At 64.2% G+C, this 18,524-nt stretch carries 13 protein-coding genes; 7 read left to right on the top strand and 6 right to left on the bottom strand.

Going from position 1 to position 18,524, the window contains the following annotated elements:
• Window positions 1-128: 128 nt before the first annotated feature.
• The 4 genes from urtD to urtA all read right to left on the bottom strand — a co-directional run bounded on the left by urtD (window position 129) and on the right by urtA (window position 5,181).
• Entirely contained in the window at window positions 129-881 is a 753-nt protein-coding gene (urtD, locus tag HDIA_RS03230; RefSeq protein ID WP_099554295.1) for an urea ABC transporter ATP-binding protein UrtD, read from the bottom strand.
• 4 nt (window positions 882-885) lie between these two features.
• Complete coding sequence (urtC, locus tag HDIA_RS03225) at window positions 886-2,034, bottom strand: urea ABC transporter permease subunit UrtC (protein ID WP_099554293.1); 1,149 nt, start codon at window positions 2,032-2,034, stop codon at window positions 886-888.
• Complete coding sequence (gene urtB / locus HDIA_RS03220) at window positions 2,031-3,665, bottom strand: urea ABC transporter permease subunit UrtB (protein WP_099554291.1); 1,635 nt, start codon at window positions 3,663-3,665, stop codon at window positions 2,031-2,033. Before urtB ends, urtC begins: the two co-directional genes overlap by 4 nt.
• 277 nt (window positions 3,666-3,942) lie before the next feature.
• On the bottom strand, window positions 3,943-5,181 hold the full coding sequence (gene urtA, locus HDIA_RS03215) for an urea ABC transporter substrate-binding protein (protein WP_099558685.1): 1,239 nt from the start codon (window positions 5,179-5,181) through the stop codon (window positions 3,943-3,945).
• 734 nt (window positions 5,182-5,915) lie between these two features.
• Here urtA and HDIA_RS03210 point away from each other — a divergent pair.
• The 4 genes from HDIA_RS03210 (at window position 5,916) to HDIA_RS03195 (ending at window position 13,167) form a co-directional block, all read left to right on the top strand.
• Entirely contained in the window at window positions 5,916-7,226 is a 1,311-nt protein-coding gene (locus tag HDIA_RS03210; RefSeq protein ID WP_157775192.1) for an alpha/beta hydrolase, read from the top strand.
• 258 nt (window positions 7,227-7,484) lie between these two features.
• Window positions 7,485-8,513, top strand: coding sequence for an ABC transporter substrate-binding protein (locus tag HDIA_RS03205; protein WP_157775189.1), 1,029 nt, complete (start codon window positions 7,485-7,487; stop codon window positions 8,511-8,513).
• A gap of 282 nt (window positions 8,514-8,795) precedes the next feature.
• Window positions 8,796-12,251: a hybrid sensor histidine kinase/response regulator gene (locus HDIA_RS03200; RefSeq protein ID WP_099554285.1), complete on the top strand. Its 3,456-nt coding sequence runs from the start codon at window positions 8,796-8,798 to the stop codon at window positions 12,249-12,251.
• Window positions 12,244-13,167: a response regulator transcription factor gene (locus tag HDIA_RS03195; protein ID WP_099554283.1), complete on the top strand. Its 924-nt coding sequence runs from the start codon at window positions 12,244-12,246 to the stop codon at window positions 13,165-13,167. The genes HDIA_RS03200 and HDIA_RS03195 overlap by 8 nt, the downstream gene beginning before the upstream one ends.
• A 23-nt stretch (window positions 13,168-13,190) precedes the next feature.
• On the opposite strand, the gene HDIA_RS03190 is transcribed toward HDIA_RS03195, so the two are convergent.
• Window positions 13,191-14,564: a pyridoxal phosphate-dependent decarboxylase family protein gene (locus HDIA_RS03190; RefSeq protein WP_099554281.1), complete on the bottom strand. Its 1,374-nt coding sequence runs from the start codon at window positions 14,562-14,564 to the stop codon at window positions 13,191-13,193.
• A gap of 70 nt (window positions 14,565-14,634) precedes the next feature.
• Window positions 14,635-15,804: an MFS transporter gene (locus tag HDIA_RS03185; RefSeq protein WP_245884140.1), complete on the bottom strand. Its 1,170-nt coding sequence runs from the start codon at window positions 15,802-15,804 to the stop codon at window positions 14,635-14,637.
• Between the two features lie 165 nt (window positions 15,805-15,969).
• On the opposite strand from HDIA_RS03185, the gene HDIA_RS03180 reads away from it, so the two are divergent.
• The 3 genes from HDIA_RS03180 (at window position 15,970) to HDIA_RS03170 (ending at window position 18,519) form a co-directional block, all read left to right on the top strand.
• Window positions 15,970-16,551, top strand: a complete 582-nt coding sequence (locus HDIA_RS03180) for a TetR/AcrR family transcriptional regulator (protein ID WP_099554277.1) — start codon at window positions 15,970-15,972, stop codon at window positions 16,549-16,551.
• Between the two features lie 160 nt (window positions 16,552-16,711).
• Complete coding sequence (locus tag HDIA_RS03175) at window positions 16,712-17,668, top strand: SHOCT domain-containing protein (RefSeq protein WP_099554276.1); 957 nt, start codon at window positions 16,712-16,714, stop codon at window positions 17,666-17,668.
• A gap of 92 nt (window positions 17,669-17,760) precedes the next feature.
• Window positions 17,761-18,519 carry an SDR family NAD(P)-dependent oxidoreductase gene (locus HDIA_RS03170; protein ID WP_099554274.1) on the top strand — a complete coding sequence of 253 codons (759 nt, stop codon included), beginning with the start codon at window positions 17,761-17,763 and terminating at the stop codon, window positions 18,517-18,519.
• Window positions 18,520-18,524: the final 5 nt, after the last annotated feature.

The following is an 18,524-nucleotide window of genomic DNA, read 5'->3' as shown; positions in this document are numbered from 1 at the left end:
TTTATCTCTTTGTAGGAGCATCCAGTTTTCCGAAAACCGGAAGCCACTTTTCCGGCTGGATGCCTTTGTAGGAGCATCCAGTTTTCCCAAAACCGGAAACCACTTTTCCGGCTGGATGCTCGAGAGCCTCAGCGGCCGAGATAGACCTCGATCACCTTCTGGTCGCTGGAGACGGCATCGAGCGTGCCTTCCGCCAGCACCGATCCCTCGTGCAGCACCGTCACCTTGACGTCGAGCTCGCGCACGAAGGTCATGTCGTGCTCGACCACCACCACCGACTGGGTCTTGGCGATGCGGCGCAGGAGCGCCGCCGTCTCGGCGGTCTCATCATCGGTCATGCCGGCGACCGGCTCGTCGACCAGCAGCAGCTTCGGCTCCTGGGCGAGAAGCATGCCGATCTCCAGCCACTGCTTCTGGCCGTGGCTGAGATTGGCGGCGAGCCAGTCGCGCCGCTCGGTCAGGCGGATCGTCTCGAGGATTTCGTCGATCCGCTCGTATTCGGCCTTGCTGGTCCGGTGCAGGAGCGTATCGAAAGGGCCACGCGGCGCCTTCAGGGCCAGTTCCAGATTGTCGGCCACCGTGTGGCTTTCAAAGACGGTCGGTTTCTGGAACTTGCGCCCGATCCCCATGTTAGCGATTTCGGTCTCGTCGTGGCGGGTCAGGTCCGTTACGCCTTCGAAGATCACGTCGCCCTCATCGGGCTTGGTCTTGCCGGTGATGATGTCCATCATCGTCGTCTTGCCGGCGCCGTTGGGACCGATGATGGCGCGCATTTCGCCGGGAGCGAGCACGAGCGAGAGCCCGTTGATCGCCTTGAAGCCGTCGAAGGCGCGATGCACGTTGTCGAGATAGAGGAGCGAGCCCTCGGCCACTTCCTTCATCGTCTCACTCCGCCGGTTCGGGGTTGGGTTTCAGGGGAGCAAGGCCGGCGGCCTTGCGCTCGGCCCGTTCGCGCAGCAGGCCCTGGACGGTGCCGACGATGCCCTTCGGCAGGAAGAGCGTCACGACCACGAAGAGCGCACCGAGGGCGAAGAGCCAGAGTTCCGGCAAGGCGCCCGTGAACCAGGTCTTGCCGAAGTTGACGAGGACAGCGCCGACGATCGGACCGAAGAGCGTGCCGCGGCCGCCGACGGCCACCCAGATGACCGCCTCGATGGAGTTGGCCGGTTCGAATTCCGACGGATTGATGATGCCGATCTGCGGCACGTAGAGCGCGCCGGCAATGCCCGCCATCATGGCCGAGAGCACCCAGACGAAGAGCTTGTAGTTCTCCACCCGGTAGCCGATGAAGCGCGTCCGGCTTTCGGCGTCGCGCACCGCGACCAGCACCTTGCCAAGCTTGGAGCGGACCACGGCCGAGCAGATCCAGAAGGCGCCCGCCAGGAAGAGCGCGGTGAGAGCGAAGAGCACCGAGCGGGTCTGCGGCGACTGCACCGAGAAGCCGAGGATGTCCTTGAAGTCGGTCAGGCCGTTGTTGCCGCCGAAGCCCATGTCGTTGCGGAAGAAGGCAAGCAGCAGGGCATAGGTCATCGCCTGGGTGATGATCGACAGATAGACGCCGGTGACGCGGGAGCGGAAGGCGAACCAGCCGAAGACGAAGGCCAGAATGCCGGGCGCGAGCACGATCATGATCGCAGCGAACCAGAACATGTCGAAGCCGTACCAGAACCAGGGCAGTTCCTTGTAGTTCAGGAAGACCATGAAGTCGGGCAGGATCGGGTCGCCGTAGACGCCGCGAGACCCGATCTGGCGCATCAGATACATGCCCATCGCGTAGCCGCCGAGGGCGAAGAAGGCGCCGTGGCCGAGCGAGAGAATGCCGCAATAGCCCCAGACGAGGTCCAGCGAGAGGGCAAGCAGCGCGTAGCAGAGATACTTGCCGAAGAGCGCCATGACATAGTTCGGCACGTGCAGCGGGCTGTCGACGGGGACCGCCAAATGCAGGACCGGCACCAGGATGGCGATCGCCACGAGAAGCGCGATGACGTAGCTGGCGCGGCGATCGAGACCGTTGAAGAGAAATTGCGAGATCATGCTTCGACCGCCCTTCCCTTGAGAGCGAAGAGCCCGCGCGGACGCTTCTGGATGAAGAGGATGATGAAGACGAGCACCAGGATCTTGCCGAGCACCGCGCCGGCGTAGGGCTCAAGGAACTTATTGGCGACACCGAGCGTCAGCGCGCCGACCAATGTGCCCCAGAGATTGCCGACGCCGCCGAAGACCACAACCATGAAGCTGTCGATGATGTAGCCTTGGCCAAGGTTCGGACTGACGTTCTCGATCTGGCTGAGCGCAACACCGGCGATGCCCGCGATGCCCGAGCCGAGGCCGAAGGTCATGGCGTCGATCCAGGGGGTGCGGATGCCCATGGCGCTCGCCATCGGGCGGTTGGCCGTCACCGCGCGGGTCTGGAGACCGAAGGGCGTCTGCTTCAGGAGTGCCATCAGGGCGAAGAAGACGACGATGGCGAAGACGACGATCCAGAGACGCGACCAGGTGATCGACAGAAGGCCGATCTCGAAGGAGCCCGACATCCAGGACGGATTGCCGACCTGCTGGTTCTGGGCGCCGAAGATGGACCGGACCAATTGCTGCAGGATCAGCGACAGGCCCCAGGTGGCGAGCAGCGTTTCCAGCGGACGACCGTAGAGAAAGCGGATGATGCCACGCTCGATGGCGACGCCGATGCCGCCGGCGACGAGGAAGGCGAGCGGCAGGGCGATCAGCAGCGAGAAATCGAAGAGGCCGGGCGCGTGGGTGCGGATCGCCTCCTGGACCGCGAAGGTCACGTAGGCGCCGATCATCACCATTTCGCCGTGGGCCATGTTGATGACGCCCATGACGCCGAAGGTGATGGCAAGGCCGATGGCGGCAAGCAGGAGAACGGACCCGAGGGAGAGGCCGAACCAGATGTTCTGGGCCGCATCCCACGCCGCGAGCGTGGTGCGCTCCTCGGCCAGCGCCGCCTCGGCGGCCGCGGCAACCGCGCCATCGCCGGTGGCGTATTGGGTGAGGATGGACATGGCCTCGCGGGCGTCCAGCCCCTGGACATTCTCGATGGCGGCGAGCTTTTCTGCCTCATCCGCATCGGAATTGAGGACGGCCGCGCCCCGCGCGCCGAGCATCAGTGTCTTGATGGCGGGGTCCGCTTCCACCTCGATCGCCTTGTCGAGGGCCGGGATGGTTTCGGGATCGCGGGTCTTGAGGACGGCGTCCACCGCCGAGCGGCGTACGTTCTGATCCTTGCTGAGCAGCGTCAGCGTGCCGACGGCCGCCTGCACGGCGCGGCGGATGGAATTGTTGACCTTGATCTTGTCGAGCAAGGACTTCTGGGCGGTACCGAGGCTTTCGCCGGTTGCCGGATCGGCGATCTCCGGCTCGCTGCCCTTGCCGGTCACGAGCACGACGGACTTGTCGTCGGCGCGAAGGTAGAGGTCGCGATTGGCCAGATGTTCGAGGATCTTGGCGACCCTGGGATCGCCGGTGGCGGCAAGCGCGCCGATGGCCTTCTCCAGATCGCTGTAGCCGCCCTGCCCGAGCGCATCGACCAGCGGTTTCAGGTCCATGTCCTGGGCGCGCGCCATCGACAGGCCGGCAACCAGCAGCCCGAACAGCAGCGCCGCAAGGACGAGGACATGGGAGAGAGACGTCCGCAGTTGCGGCATGGCGATCACCCTGTGGCTCGGGCATGTCCGGCGGCCATGACCAACGGCCTGGCGGTGGGATCATGCCCCGACAATGATTGGGAACCGGATGCGTCTTCGCTTCCGAGGGAACACTGTTCGGAAACCGGCTCCCGGCGACACCGCCGGTCTTGTCGGTTCAAGATTCGGGCCACCCGGGACCCGCAATCGTCTCGTTCAAGCCCGGCGACACACCATGATATCGTCGGGCTCGAAGAGAAGAAGGCCGGCGATACCGCCGGCCTTCCTGGTCCTTGACTTAGCCGGCGCCGCCGCACTTGCCGGTGACAACATTGAAGTTGCCGCAGGACAGAGGCTTGCGCCAATCGGCGATGAGGTCCTTGGAGCCGTCGAGATAGTCGGACCAGGCATCGCCGGGAACCAGACCATCGGTCTGCGAGACGATCTCGAACTGACCGTCGTCCTGGATTTCACCGATCAGCACCGGCTTGGTGATGTGGTGGTTCGGCATCATGGCCGAGTAGCCGCCGGAAAGGTTCGGCACCGAGATGCCCGGCAGCGCGTCGATGACGGCATCGGCATCGGTCGTGCCGGCGGCCTCGACGGCCTTCACCCACATGTTGAAGCCGATGTAGTGGGCTTCCATCGGGTCGTTGGTCGTGCGCTTGTCGTTGCCGGTGAACGTGTGCCAGGCGTCGATGAACGCCTTGTTCTCGGGCGTGTCGAGCGACTGGAAGTAGTTCCAGGCAGCGAGGTGACCGACGAGCGGAGCGGTGTCGATGCCGGCGAGTTCCTCTTCACCGACCGAGAAGGCGACGACCGGGATATCCTCGGCCTTGATGCCCTGGTTGCCGAGCTCCTTGTAGAAGGGAACGTTGGCGTCACCGTTGACGGTGGAGACCACGGCGGTCTTCTTGCCGGCCGACCCGAAGGCCTTGATCTCGGAGACCTCGGTCTGCCAGTCGGAGAAGCCGAAGGGCGTGTAGTTGACCTTGATGTCTTCCGGGGCGACGCCCTTGGCCTTCAGGTAGGCCTCGAGGATCTTGTTGGTCGTGCGCGGATAGACGTAGTCGGTGCCTTCCAGGACCCAGCGCTCGACGCCTTCCTCGTTCATGAGGTAGTCGACGGCCGGGATCGCCTGCTGGTTCGGGGCGGCGCCGGTGTAGAAGACGTTGCGCTGGCTTTCCTCGCCCTCGTACTGGACCGGGTAGAAGAGGATCGAGTTCAGTTCCTCGAAGACTGGCAGGACGGACTTGCGCGACACCGAGGTCCAGCAGCCGAACACCGCGGAGACCTTGTCCTGCGAAATCAGTTCGCGGGCCTTTTCAGCAAAGAGCGGCCAGTCGGAGGCCGGGTCGACAACGACAGCCTCGAGCTTCTTGCCGAGAAGGCCGCCCTTCTTGTTCTGCTCGTCGATGAGCATCAGCATGACGTCCTTCAGGGTCGTCTCGGAAATGGCCATCGTGCCCGAGAGCGAATGAAGGATGCCGACCTTGATGGTGTCATCGGCGGCGAGCGTGAGGCTGCTGCTCGCCATCAGGGCCGTGGCGGCCAGACCGCCGAGAACGGCGCGCCGGCTGACGGCTCCGAATTTTTCAAATGACGACATGTGAAAGCTCCCCTGTTTTGAAATTCGCGCGAACAGCCTTGGCCATACGGTTGCCAAGTGCTGGTCGTCGGTGCCGAATTTCGGTCACTTTTTGCGCTGCGGCATATACGTCGATTGACGTAGAGGGGAATTTTGACGACAAAAAATGTATTATTTTCAATAAATTATGAGAATTTGACGGATTGCAGGCCACTGCAGAACCCGCAGGACGACCGGACGGCGGCACCGGTCAGACGAGAATCCGCATCGGCAATTTGGATATGGGAGGGATACTGCATAGCTTCATCAGTGCATCCCCTTTTTCAGTAGACTGCGCGGGCCTGAGACAAAAGAACACAGGTCGCGGGGAGCAAAGACCGGCCGATCCATCTCCGGCGTGCATGGGAAGACGTGCGAAAGCGCAGGTCCGGGAAGCAGGCCGCTTCTGTGGTTACGACGGACAATACCAGTCTGCCAAAGAACTGTTCCGGAAACCGGCCATGTCTGACGCCGGACGACGACGCTCCGTCACCAACCCTGACGCTGTACTGCCATGACGCGGGCATCGAACTCGGCTGAGGCTACGCTCGCCCATCGGCCCTCCCCCGTTCGCGCAAGCCGACGGCACTGGCATGACGGTGTTCTTGCCGTGGTCTTGCAGTCGCTGCATGGGAGGAAACTGAATGAAACTGCTTCGAAATCTTTATGTAAGGGGCGCTGCGATGGTTGTCGCCGGCCTCGCCTTGGCTCTCGGCTTATCGACGGCGCACGCAGCGGCACCGCTCTACGTCGACTTCGGCGACGTCGAGAAAGGTGTCTACTACACGCCGGATGGTTCGCAGCCCAAGATCGCCTTCCTGCTCATGCATGAAGATGCCAATTTCCTCAATCACATCGCGTGTACGGAGCTTTCCAAGCGTGGTTTCGCCGTCCTGTGCATGAACGGCCCGTCCGACAACAACGAGGCGCTCGACACCTGGACCGACCTACCGCTGACGACGGCCAAGGGCATGGACTACCTGCGCAATGACAGGGGCTTCAAGACCGTTCTGATCTTCGCCCACAGCGGCGGCGGTCCGCTGATGACCTACTACCAGTCGGTCGCGGAAGAAGGACCTGCGGTCTGCAGCGGCCAGGACGTGCTTTCGCCATGCGGCGACGAACTGAAGGGACTGACACCGGCAGACGGCATGGTGACCTTTGACGCCCATCCCGGCACCGCCATCAACATGCTGCGCAGCCTGAACCCGTCATTGCTGGACGAGACCGATCCCTCCAGAATCGATCCCGCGCTCGATCCGTTCAGCGAAGCCAACGGCTACAATCCGAAGGGCAATTCACATTTCTCCGAGGAGTTCCAGAAGCGCTACTTCGAGGCGCAGTCCGCCCGGATGAACCGTCTGATCGACAAGGCGTTGGCACTGCGCAAGTCCATGAAGGAGCAGGGCGTTCCCTACCCGGACGATGCGCCGTTCTACATCCCCCGTGCGTCGGTGCGCCTGATGCAACTCGATATCTCGATTGCCGGCGAGACCGCAAAGCCCGAGAAGTTCCTCAAGAATGACGGAAGCGTCGTGACGGACATTGTCCGGACCGTTCGCCAGCCGGACCCGAAGCGCAAGAAGAAGGACGCCCGGTTCGATGGCGGCGCATTCCTGACGGTGGAGTCGTTCATTGGCACCCGCGCAGTGCGTTCGACCAATGCGATGACCGATATCGACCTTGGCTCCAACAACAACTCGACAGGGCGGAATCTCCAGCACATTTCAGTGCCGTTGCTGATGCTGACCGCTGGCGGCCATTACTTCATGGACGACAACGAGCAGATGTACGGCATGGCCAAGAGCCAGGACAAGGACTTCGTCGTTGTGGAAGGGGCCGCCCACGGCGTCGTGCCCTGCAAGGCCTGCGCAAAAGCCGAAAACGCTGACTATTCAAACTCCGTGAAGAACACTTTCGACTACATCGCCAAGTGGGTGAACGAGCGCTTCTGACAAGACGCGACTGCCCAGGCGGTGTGCATGGCATGCCGCGCTTGGACGACATCACGCGGTGGCCCCGACGCGCAAGGGACAAGGCACGACAACGCCTCGTCTCGCCGCCCGGCGCTTTGCCGGCAAACTTCCGGAGTATTGGTCCGGCGCTCATGGAGGAATGACAACGATGACGGGCCTCGCAGATGCCATCCGCGGGGCCTGCCGAGGGGGCCGCAACGAACGGACCCATTCAGAAAACAAGGGAGGACGATCAGGATGACAGCTATCACCAGATTCGGTGCACTCTGCATCGCCGCGGCGGTCACCATGACGCTCGCGGCGCCTGCGCTCGCCGAAAATGACAAGATCAATGTGTCCCTGGGCGATGTGTCGCTGAACAAAGTGGCCTTCATCGTCGCCGCCGAGAACGGCCTCTACGACAAGTATGGCCTCGACGTGCATCAATTCATCACCTCGCAGGCGGCCAACCGCATCAAGAAAAGCGGCATCGTCGTGCCGGACGACTATATCGGCACCTCGAAGGAACGGGATGAAGCGCAAATCGCGGTCGGCGGCGGCAGCCCGCTGATTGCCAGCATGACGCTCGAGGCGAACGCGACCGATCGCGTCATCGTGGCCACCACCGACAGCACCGCGCGTTTCCACATCATTGCGCGTCCCGAAATCGAGTCGATCGATGACCTCAAGGGCAAGCGCCTCGGCTATTCCTCGTTCGGATCCGTTAGCCACCTGATGGCCCGCGCCCTGCTGCAGAAGAAGGGCTGGAGCGAGGAGGACGACATTTCGCTGATGGAAGAGGGCATGGACTATTCCGCTCTCTCGGCCGGCAAGGTCGATGCCTTTATCGGCAGCTCTATCTACTATTCCATGGCCTCCGCGAAAGGCATGAAAGACCTCATCGATCTGGGCGAATACGACATTCCCATCGCGGGATCGGGTATCAACGTGGAGCGCGCCTATCTTGAGGGACATCGTGACGTCGTCGAACGGTTCCTCAAGGCGATGGTCGAGTCTTACGCATTGATGAGGAAGGACCGGGCCGCCTTTGATGCCGCTCTGGTCAAATGGTACGGCATCAACGCCCAGGACCAGCAGGACACCATGTATGAACAGGTTCTGGAGGTGCCCGAGAAGCCCTATCCCGCCGTGGAGGGGATCAGGCTGGTCAAGGCCATCTACCATCAACGCGAACTCAAGCGCTATCCGGCCGACCATTTCTACGATGCCAGCTTCATCGAGGATCTGGACAAAAGCGGGTTTATCGCCAGGGCCTACGCCGACTGATTTGACCGCAAGAGACAGCACCGCCCGGTGGTGGCCGCCATCGGGCGGTCCCTGCCTTTTGACCGGTGGGTCCTCAAAATGATGCAAGCGCGAATGATTTCGGCCGTTCCTCGGCAGTTCACCCCAGGACGGGTTTCGAAACAGCTTTGATCGCACCATCACAACCTTCAGAATCAGGCCGACTTTCGCGCAAAACAGAGGATCCCTGGCGCCGGACAATAACTCTGGCCTTTTCGGCTGAATTCTTGCATGCCTGAGACGCACGAGCGGAACAGGGGCACGATGGCTGGCAGGCAACGCATTCTTCCGGTAAGGCGCGAATACAATCGCTGGGTCGCGAACCAGACGCTGGAAGACTACGCTCTTCGCTTCACGGCCAAGAGCGCCCGGCGCTGGTCGGCCCCGCGCGTTGCCCAGACGGCCATTGGCGCAATTTCCTTCCTGGCGCTGGAAGCCATCGGCGGCGCCATCACGCTGTCCTACGGCTTCACCAACGCCGTCTCGGCCATTCTCGTCGTCAGCGTCATCCTGTTCCTGACGGCTTTGCCGATCAGCCGCTATGCGGCGCGCTACGGCGTCGACATCGATCTTCTGACGCGCGGCGCCGGCTTCGGCTATATCGGGTCAACGATCACCTCACTGATCTACGCCAGTTTCACCTTCATTCTCTTCGCAATCGAGGCGTCGATCATGTCGTCGGCGCTGGAGCTTTGCTTCGGCGTCCCGCTCTGGCTCGGCTACATCCTGTCGTCGATCGCGGTCATTCCGCTGGTCACGCACGGCATCACCTGGATCAGCCGGTTCCAGCTTGCCACACAGCCGCTGTGGATCTTTCTCAACCTGCTGCCCGTCGCTTTCATCCTGTGGAAGGACTGGCCGGCGGTGACCGAATGGCTGGGCTTTGCCGGCATCCACGACATTGCGCCGGGCACCAGGGGCACGGAATTCGACATCCTGCGTTTTGGCGCGGCGGCCTCGGTGATTCTTGCCCTGATGCCGCAGATCGGCGAGCAGGTCGATATCCTGCGTTTCCTGCCGGTGCTTGAAAAAACGGCCAAGAAGAGCGAGCGCAACGCCTGGGCGCGGGCGCTGCTGGCGGCCGGCCCCGGCTGGGTCATTCTCGGCGTGCCGAAGCTGCTTTTCGGCTCCTTCCTGGCGGTGCTCGCCGTCGGCCACGGTGTCGCGCAGGACCACGCCATCGAACCGGCCTACATGTACCGGGTGGCCTTCGACTACGTCTTCCCCAACGAGACGATCGTGCTCGCGGTCACGGTGATCCTCGTGGTCGTCTCGCAGCTCAAGATTAACGTGATGAACGCCTATGCGGGCTCGCTCGCGTGGTCGAACTTCTTCTCGCGCCTCACCCATTCGCATCCCGGCCGCGTGGTCTGGCTGATCTTCAACGTGGCGATCGCGCTGCTGCTGATGGAACTCGGCATCTACAAGACGCTGGAGGCCACTCTCGGGCTCTTCGCCATCATCGCCGTCGCCTGGCTCGGCACCGTGACGGCGGATCTCGCTGTCAACAAGCCGCTCGGGTTCTCTCCGCCCGGCATCGAGTTCAAGCGGGCGCATCTCTACGACGTCAACCCGGTCGGCGTCGGGGCAATGACGCTGGCAACCCTGATGGCGCTCATCGCCCATGCTGGCTGGTTCGGCGACATCGCCGAGGCGCTCTCGCCCTTCGTGGCGCTCGCCGTCGCCTTCGTCGCCGCGCCGGCCATCGCATGGGCAAGCAAAGGCCGCTATTACCTTGCCCGCAAGCCCCGCGCCAACTGGCGGCTGAAGCCGACGATGGAATGCCGCATCTGCCAGCACGACTTCGAGCCGGAGGACATGGCCTTTTGCCCGGCCTATTCGGCGCCGATCTGCTCGCTGTGCTGCTCGCTCGATGCCCGCTGCCACGACCTCTGCAAGCCGAAGGCGCGGCTGGAAGCGCAGGTCGAGATCAGCCTCGCCCGCTTCCTGCCGGACTGGCTGCTCGGGCGCGGTCATTCGCGGCTCGGCACCTATTTCGGCATTCTCAGCCTGCTCGCCAGCGTCATCGGCGTCATCCTCGCCTTCATCTACCTGCAGGCGACCAACGGCGGCGAGGTCAACGACGAGATCGTCGGACCGGCGCTCTGGAGCGCCTTCTTCACGCTGCTGATCGTCGCCGGCATCACCGCCTGGTTCTTCGTGCTCGCGCATGAAAGCCGGCGCGTGGCGCAGGAAGAATCGGCGCGCCAGACAACGGCCCTGCTCAACGAGATCGAGGCGCACCGCAAGACCGACGCAAAGCTGCAGAAGGCCAAGGAAGCGGCCGAGGCCGCCAACCGCGCCAAGAGCCGCTATGTGGTCGGCCTTTCGCACGAGCTGCGCACGCCGCTCAACGCGGTGCTCGGCTATGCCCAGATCCTGGAGCGCGACAAGGGTATACCGGCCGGCCGACGCGCGGGCGTGGAGGTGATCAAGCGCAGCGCGGAGCATCTTTCCGGCCTGATCGACGGTCTTCTCGATGTCTCGCGCATCGAGGCCGGCCGCCTGCAGCTCCAGCGCAACGAGGTTCGCATCAGCGACTTCCTCGCCCAGATCGTCGACATGTTCCGCCTCCAGGCCGCGGCCAAAGGGCTGGAGTTCATCTTCGACCGCTCTCCCATCCTGCCGGAAGTTGTGCGGACGGACGAAAAACGGCTGAGGCAGATCCTGATCAACCTCATCACCAACGCCATCAAGTTCACCGACAAGGGCAGCGTCCGGCTCGCGGTGACCTACCGCAGCCAGATCGCCACCATCGTCGTCGAGGACAGCGGCGTCGGCATCGACGAGACGGATCTTGCCCGCATCTTCGATCCCTTCGAGCGGGTGACGCCCAAGGAAGGCCCGGCGCCGATCGGCCTCGGCCTCGGGCTCACGATCACCAAGCTTCTGGCCGATCTCATGGGCGGCGACATCACGGTGACCTCGACACCCGGCAAGGGAAGCCGCTTCACGGTGCGCCTCATGCTTTCCGCCGTCGACGCGCCGGACGCCTTGCCGCCGCCAAGGGAAGCGATCACCGGCTACATCGGCGAGCGGCGCATGATCATGGTCGTCGATGACGACGCGGCGCACCGCGAGCTGATGACCGAGATCCTGAAACCGCTCGGCTTCGCGGTGCTGACAGCGCGCAGCGGCGAGGAATGCCTTGCCATCGGGCCCGCCATCCGCCCCGATCTCTTCCTGCTCGACATCGCCATGCCGGGCATGAACGGCTGGGCTCTCGCCCGGGCGCTTCGCCGCGGCGGCCACGACCGGACGAAGATCATCATGATGTCGGCGAACCTCGGCGACGGCCAGCTCGGGCCGGCCAGCGAAACGACCGAAGCCGACGATGATGTCGCCCTTCATGACGACGTGCTGCCGAAGCCCTTCGATCTCGACACGCTGCTGGAAAAGATCCGCAGCCACCTCAAGCTCGACTGGGAAGGCACGCGGCTCGCGCGGCCGGAAGAGATCGATGCGCCGCCCGCCGAGGGCGAACTGGCCAACGGCCATCGCGGCCAACAGTTTCTGCATGAGGCGGACCGGCAGGAACTCATCCGGCTCGGGGGAATCGGCTATGTTCGCGGCATCGAGGCGCGGCTCGATCGTCTGGAGGAAGACGCTGCCCTGAAGCCGCTCATCGAGGAGCTGCGGGGACACGTGCGCAACTTCGACTTCGGCCGCTATCTGGCCGTGCTTGAAACCGCAGGCAGGGGGAACGACACCCATGGCTGAGGCGCCAAGGACCCGCGACACGGTGCTCGTCGTCGACGATTCGCCCGATACATTGCGCTTCCTCACCGATGCGCTGGAGGATGCCGGCTCCACGGTGCTTGTCGCCACCGGCGGACATCAGGCGCTGGAGGTGGTGGTCCGCATGACGCCGGACATCATCCTGATGGACGCCATGATGCCGGGGATCGATGGCTTCGAGACCTGCCGGCGGCTCAAGGGCATTTCCGCCCTCGCCCACGTGCCCGTGGTCTTCATGACCGGACTTTCGGAGACCGAGCACATCGTGCGCGGGCTGGAGGCCGGCGGCGTCGACTATGTGACCAAGCCGATCGTGCTGGAGGAACTTTTCGCGCGCATCCGGGTGCATCTTGCCAATGCCCGCAGCGCCCAGAGCGCCCGCGCCGCGCTCGACAGCGCCGGGCGTTATCTGCTTGCCGCCAGCAGGATCGGCGAGGTGCTCTGGTCCACGCCGCAGGCAAGCCGATTGCTCAGCGCCGTGCTGGAGAGGGAGGCGGATACATCGCTGCTGCCGGATTCCCTGCGCGACTGGCTGAACGACGGCGCTGTCCCGTCATCGCCCGAGGCGACGCAGGCCCGCCTGACCTCGCCGGACGGACAGGGCCTGATCCTTGCCTTCATCGGCCAGAGCGGCGACGACGAGTTCCTTTTCCGGCTCACCGTCGAGGATGCCGCGAGCCCGGAAGAAAAGCTGCGCCGGCATTTTTCCGTCACCGCCCGCGAGGCGGAGGTGCTGCTCTGGGTGGCGCACGGCAAGTCCAACCGCGACATCGGCGACATTCTCGGTCTCTCACCGCGAACCGTGAACAAGCACCTGGAACAAATCTATTCCAAGCTCGGCATCGAGAACCGCGCCTCGGCGGCGGCGATGGCCATGGGCGTGCTGACGCGGGAATAAGAAGGCGGTTCGAAGGCCGGCTTCTATTGTTCCGGTGTCTCGCGAACGGCCTTCACGATCGCGGCAACCGAGCGCGCGATATCCTCGTCGGTCGTTGCCCACGAACTGACGCTGACGCGCATCGCCGCCCTGCCCTTCCAGACCGTCGCGCCGCACCAGCACTCGCCGCCCGCCTGAACGGCTTCGATGACCTCTTTCGTCCGTGCCTCGGACCCGAAGCTGACGACAACCTGGTTGAGGACGACATCGTTCAGGACCTCGACGCCGGCCGCGCGCAGCCCGTCGGCGAGATCGCGCGCCTGCCGGCAATTGCGCTCGACAAGTTCGGCGAGGCCCTGACGCCCCAGCGACTTCAAGGCAGCCCAGATATCGACGGCGCGGGCGCGGCGTGAGCTTTCCGGCGTGAGATTCATCGCTTCGCGACGCCCGCCGGACATGAGGTAGGCGCCGCTGATCGACATCGCGTCCGAGAGGGCACTTGCGTCCGCCACAAGCGCGATGCCGGAGTCATAGGGAACGTTGAGCCATTTGTGGCCATCGAGCGCCCAGGAATCGGCGGCTGTGTAGCCCTTGGCCAATCCGGCCAGCGCAGGGGATGCCAGTGCCCAGATGCCGAAGGCGCCGTCGGCATGGACCCATGCACCGCCAGCATGCGCCCACTCGATCAGCAGCTCGGCCGGGTCGAAGCCACCGGAATTGACGTTGCCGGCCTGCAGGCAAACGATCGTCGGCCCTTTGATCTGCGGCAGGTCGCGCGGCAGGATCCGGCCCTGATCGTTACAGGGCAACCTCACGACACGGCTGCGGCCCAAGCCCAACATGGAGAGGACCTTCAGGAGCGAGGCATGCGCCTCCTCACCGACGATCACGGTGATTGCCGGTGCGCCGAAAAGACCGTCGGCATCGACGTCCCAGCCCGCCTGTCTGAGAACGCGGTTGCGGGCGGCGGTAAGGCAGGTGAAGTGGGCCATCGTCGCGCCGGTGACCAGCGCGCCTTCCGCCGCCATCGGCAGCCCGAGTGCCTCCTTGACCCAGCGCAGCGCTGCAACCTCGAAGGCGGCGACGGCGGGCGAACTTGTCCAGCCGAAGCTGTTCTGATCCCAGGCGCTGGCGAGGTAGTTGGCCGCCAGTGCTGCCGGCAAGGTGCCGCCGGTCACGAAGCCGAAATAGCGTCCGCCGGCGCTCGCCACCGTCGAGGGCGACCCGTAGCCGTCGATGAAGCCAAGGACATCGGCGTCACCGCTGCCCTGATCGGGCAGCGGCATGTCGAGCGCGCTCACGAGCTTTTCGACCGCGCCCGGCAGCGGCCCGACGTGCCGGTCCGGCAGAGCCTCGAGATAGTCCGCGGCGCGCTGTGCGGCCTCGGCAAGCAGATGTCTGGTGTCGTTGGTCGTCATGGTGGCGCGAACAATATCGAGCCACCATGGCCTGTTCAATGCGCGCAAATCGCTCCGACCGCGCCGCCCGTCACCTGACGCCGAGCGGAGAGGCGCTCGGGCTGACCCGGCCGGCGAGAAGCGAGAGCATCGAGAGGGCGATCAGGACACCGCCATAGAGGAAGGCCGTCGGCACCAGCCCGAAGACCGGCGCGAGGATGCCCGCACCGATGGCCGGAATGGCGAAGAACAGATAGCTTTCGACGAAATAGGCAGCCAGCAGCCCGGCACGCTCGTGTTCGCCGGCAAGCGGCAGCAGCGTGCGCAGGTTGCCGGAATAGGTCGCGCCGAAGCCGACGCCCGCGACGACGGTTGCCGCAAGCATGCCGGCGGCCGATTGCTGCTGGATGGCGACCAGCGTGAGAGCAATGCCGAGGCCGAGCCAGACGCCGCCCGTGCGCACCAGCCGCTCGGGCCTGGACGACCGCAGCCAAAGCACCGTCAGCGTGCCGGTCAGCATCAGCGCGGCAACCACGGCGGCGCCGGTAAAGGGTGTCCGGGACCCTGTCGCGACGGCAACGAGGGTCGGCATCAGGGACAGGTAGAAGCCGCCGAGCGCCCAGGCGGCGAGGTTGAGGGGCATCAGGCGAATGAGGGCCGGGCGTGCCTTCGCCGGGATGGCCACGTTGGGCAGCAGCGCCCGAAGCGCGCCAGGCTTGCTGTCGATCGTCTCCGGCATCACGAAGACGACGAGGGCCTCAACAAGGCTGACGGCCAGAAGGACCATGTAGACCAGTTGCGTCGGCAGCGGAGCCCATGACACCAGCGCACCGGCGAGCAGCGAGCCGACGGTCAGCCCGAGAAAGGCGGTGAAGCTGTTGTAGACGGCGCCGTTGCGCGGATCCGTATCGACGATGGCGGCCCCGAGCGTCGCCAGGGCGATACCCGTAGCCACGCCCTGCACCACGCGGGCAAGGATCAAGATTTCCGCGCTGCCGGCGACGATGAAGATGACAAGCGCCAGGGCGTTGAGGAGCAGCGCCGCCAGGATCATTGGCCTGCGGCCGACATAATCCGACAGCTTGGCGACAGTGAGCAGCGCTCCAAGCATGGCGAAGGCATAGGCGGCGAAGACCAAGGTGATCGCCAGCGCCGAAAGATGCAGGCTCTGCTGATAGAGATGATAGAGCGGTGTCGGAGCGCTGGACGTCGCCGAAAAGGTGATGGCCGCGATCACCGCGTAGAGGGTTGTCGCCCGCATCGACAACCGCCACCTAGAATCACGACTGGAAGCGGACATGGACATCTCCTGCCATAAAAGCTAAATATTCGCGTTAGGCACAGATAGCCCATTCACACCCTTAATGCAAATATTTTGCATTAAGGCCATCGCAACGTCGTGTCAGGCCAGAATGAGGAGACGCCGGTGTCCCGGGAAATGATGCGCCAAGGCGGCCGCAGCGCGCGCATCCAGCGCGAAGTGCATGCGGCAACGCGCGCGCTTCTGGAGGAAATGGATCGCGGTTCCGTCACCGTCCCGATGATCGCGGAGCGGGCTGGCGTGACGCCATCGACCATCTACCGGCGCTGGGGCGATCTCTCGCAGCTGCTGGCCGATGTCGCCGTGGAACGCCTGCGGCCGATTTCCGACCCGGACGACACCGGCAGCACCACCGGGGACATCGAGGCCTTCGTGCTGCAATATGCCGAGGAAATGTCCTCCCCGGTCGGGCGGGCGTTGCTGCGCGACGTCATCGCCAACGGCGAGGACATCTCCTGTCCGTCGAAATGCTGCCGCTACACCTCCGATCATCTGGAGACGATTTCGGCGCGGGCCGTCACACGCGGCGAGCCACCGCTCGACGTGCCGGAACTTGTGGACAGGCTGATCGCGCCGATCTGCTACCACATCCTCTTCGCGGACCGGGACGTTTCGCCGGACTATTGCCGCACGCTGCTCGACGCGGTGGACCTTGCGAGCCCCGTTGCCGCGAGGGCAGCCGGCTGAATTCAGTCGATCCCGGTCCATCGCCCGTGGTGCCCGGCGCCGTTGCCTCGGCCAGTTGTGAAATTCCGCCGAGCACCTTGCCGCAGCGCATGATAGGCTGCAGGCAACGATCGGCTCCCGCTCAGCGGCGAGCGACAATCCTCACCAAAAGGCAAGTGGAATGGATCAACTGAGCGACGAGGGTCGGCGCGTCCTTGGCGATATCGCGGCGCGGCACGGGGTCAGCCTCGATGCGGTGGAACATCTGCTTTTTGCCGTGATGGCCGGTCAGGGAACGCAGGCGCAGTTCAATCACCCCGACCTTGGCGGCATGGGGCAATGGTCGCAGGGCGGCATGATCATGGTCGGCGACATGTTCAACAACGCGCTCAAGGCAAGGGTGGACGCACTGTGCACCGAGCTTGCCGGCGTGGCGCGCACCGCCGGCATCCTGATGCCGGCCCGGTCCTCGCAGTCGCAATCGCAGGGCGGCGGTTATCCGTCGGGATTCCAGGGTCAGAGCCAGGGCTCCGGACATAGCTTCGATCGGGCCATGGGTCAGGGCATGACCCAGAGCGGCGGCGGTGTCAGCCTGTTCGTGCCGGGTTTTCGGCCTGGCGGCGCCTGGTGGCCGGAAGATCTTGGGCAACCGTCGTCGACGGGAGGCCAGAACGATCTGCGCTACGCCTTCTTCCCGCAAAGCCGCCGGCTTGCCATCGACATCGGCGGACGCACCACGGTCTATGATACGCGTGACCATCAGATCAGCGGCTTCTCGCAGCAGCAAAGCGGCGACCAGTCGGTGACCTTCACGTCGCAATACGGGCTGGTGCGCGTTGCCGATCTCGACATCGTGCCGCTGTCCGGAGCCGGGGGCGCCGAGCCGGAAACGGCATCGCCTCCTCATGCTCCGGCGACAGTCGCCGAGCATGAGGACGAAGCCGGCTCATCGGCCGTGCCACCCGCGGCAGCGGCAAACGTTTTCCCAAGCGCCTCCCCGATACCGACACCGCCAACCGCATCGACGGACGAGGATATCTTCGGCAAGATCGAGCGTCTCGCCGGCCTGCATGCCAAGGGCATCCTGACGGACGACGAGTTCCAGACCAAGAAGGCGGAACTGCTGGCAAGGCTCTGAACCATCGACCTCCTTTCCCAGCCTTCGCAATTGCACTATCTGTCAGGAACCATCAGTGAGCCCGATCACCGGGCATCGAGCGAGGCAACGGCATGGCGGACAAGGATCAGACGGAAGGACGCAAGACGCTGGTTTTGACCGGTGCGAGCCGGGGCATCGGACATGCCACGGTGAAGCGTTTTTCCGCCGAGGGCTGGCGGGTCATCACCTGCTCGCGCCATCCATTTTCCGACAAGTGCCCGTGGCCGATGGGGCCGGAGGATCATATCCAGGTCGACCTTTCCGACCCGGACAATCTTGGCCTGGCGGTCGGCGAGATGCGCCGGCGACTGGAGGCCAACGGCTCCAGGCTGCATGCGCTCGTCAACAACGCGGGCATCAGCCCGAAGGGCGACGCCGGCGCGCGCCTCGACAGCGTCTCGACCGCCATGCACATCTGGCGGCAGGTGTTCCAGGTGAATTTCTTCGCGCCAATCATGTTGGCACGCGGCCTGATGAACGAGCTCAAGGCGGCTGAAGGCTCGATCGTCAACGTGACGTCGATCGCCGGCGAACGGGTCCACCCCTTCGCGGGCACGGCCTATGCGACGTCCAAGGCAGCGCTTGCCTCGCTCACCCGCGAAATGGCGGCGGACTTCGGTCCGATGGGCATCCGCGTCAACGCGATCGCGCCGGGCGAAATCGACACGGCGATCCTGTCGCCGGGCACCGAACACATGATCAAGGACATTCCACTGCGCCGGCTCGGCAAGACGGCTGAGGTTGCCGATCTCATCTATTATCTCTGCTCGGACCAGTCGAGTTATGTGACCGGGGCGGAAATCCAGGTCAACGGCGGCCAGCACGTTTGAAGCGT

Origin of the sequence: Hartmannibacter diazotrophicus (assembly GCF_900231165.1) — a bacterium.
Lineage (GTDB): Bacteria > Pseudomonadota > Alphaproteobacteria > Rhizobiales > Pleomorphomonadaceae > Hartmannibacter > Hartmannibacter diazotrophicus.
This window is presented reverse-complemented; position numbering and strand designations above follow the sequence as displayed.

Excerpts from the sequence above, each read along its gene's own strand:
- urtD (WP_099554295.1), bottom strand. The coding sequence starts at position 881 with ATGAAGGAAGTGGCCGAGGGCTCGCTCCTCTATCTCGACAACGTGCAT.
- urtC (WP_099554293.1), bottom strand. The coding sequence starts at position 2,034 with ATGATCTCGCAATTTCTCTTCAACGGTCTCGATCGCCGCGCCAGCTAC.
- urtB (WP_099554291.1), bottom strand. The coding sequence starts at position 3,665 with ATGCCGCAACTGCGGACGTCTCTCTCCCATGTCCTCGTCCTTGCGGCG.
- urtA (WP_099558685.1), bottom strand. The coding sequence starts at position 5,181 with ATGGCGAGCAGCAGCCTCACGCTCGCCGCCGATGACACCATCAAGGTC.
- HDIA_RS03210 (WP_157775192.1), top strand. The coding sequence starts at position 5,916 with ATGAAACTGCTTCGAAATCTTTATGTAAGGGGCGCTGCGATGGTTGTC.
- HDIA_RS03205 (WP_157775189.1), top strand. The coding sequence starts at position 7,485 with ATGACAGCTATCACCAGATTCGGTGCACTCTGCATCGCCGCGGCGGTC.
- HDIA_RS03200 (WP_099554285.1), top strand. The coding sequence starts at position 8,796 with ATGGCTGGCAGGCAACGCATTCTTCCGGTAAGGCGCGAATACAATCGC.
- HDIA_RS03195 (WP_099554283.1), top strand. The coding sequence starts at position 12,244 with ATGGCTGAGGCGCCAAGGACCCGCGACACGGTGCTCGTCGTCGACGAT.
- HDIA_RS03190 (WP_099554281.1), bottom strand. The coding sequence starts at position 14,564 with ATGACGACCAACGACACCAGACATCTGCTTGCCGAGGCCGCACAGCGC.
- HDIA_RS03185 (WP_245884140.1), bottom strand. The coding sequence starts at position 15,804 with ATGCGGGCGACAACCCTCTACGCGGTGATCGCGGCCATCACCTTTTCG.
- HDIA_RS03175 (WP_099554276.1), top strand. The coding sequence starts at position 16,712 with ATGGATCAACTGAGCGACGAGGGTCGGCGCGTCCTTGGCGATATCGCG.
- HDIA_RS03170 (WP_099554274.1), top strand. The coding sequence starts at position 17,761 with ATGGCGGACAAGGATCAGACGGAAGGACGCAAGACGCTGGTTTTGACC.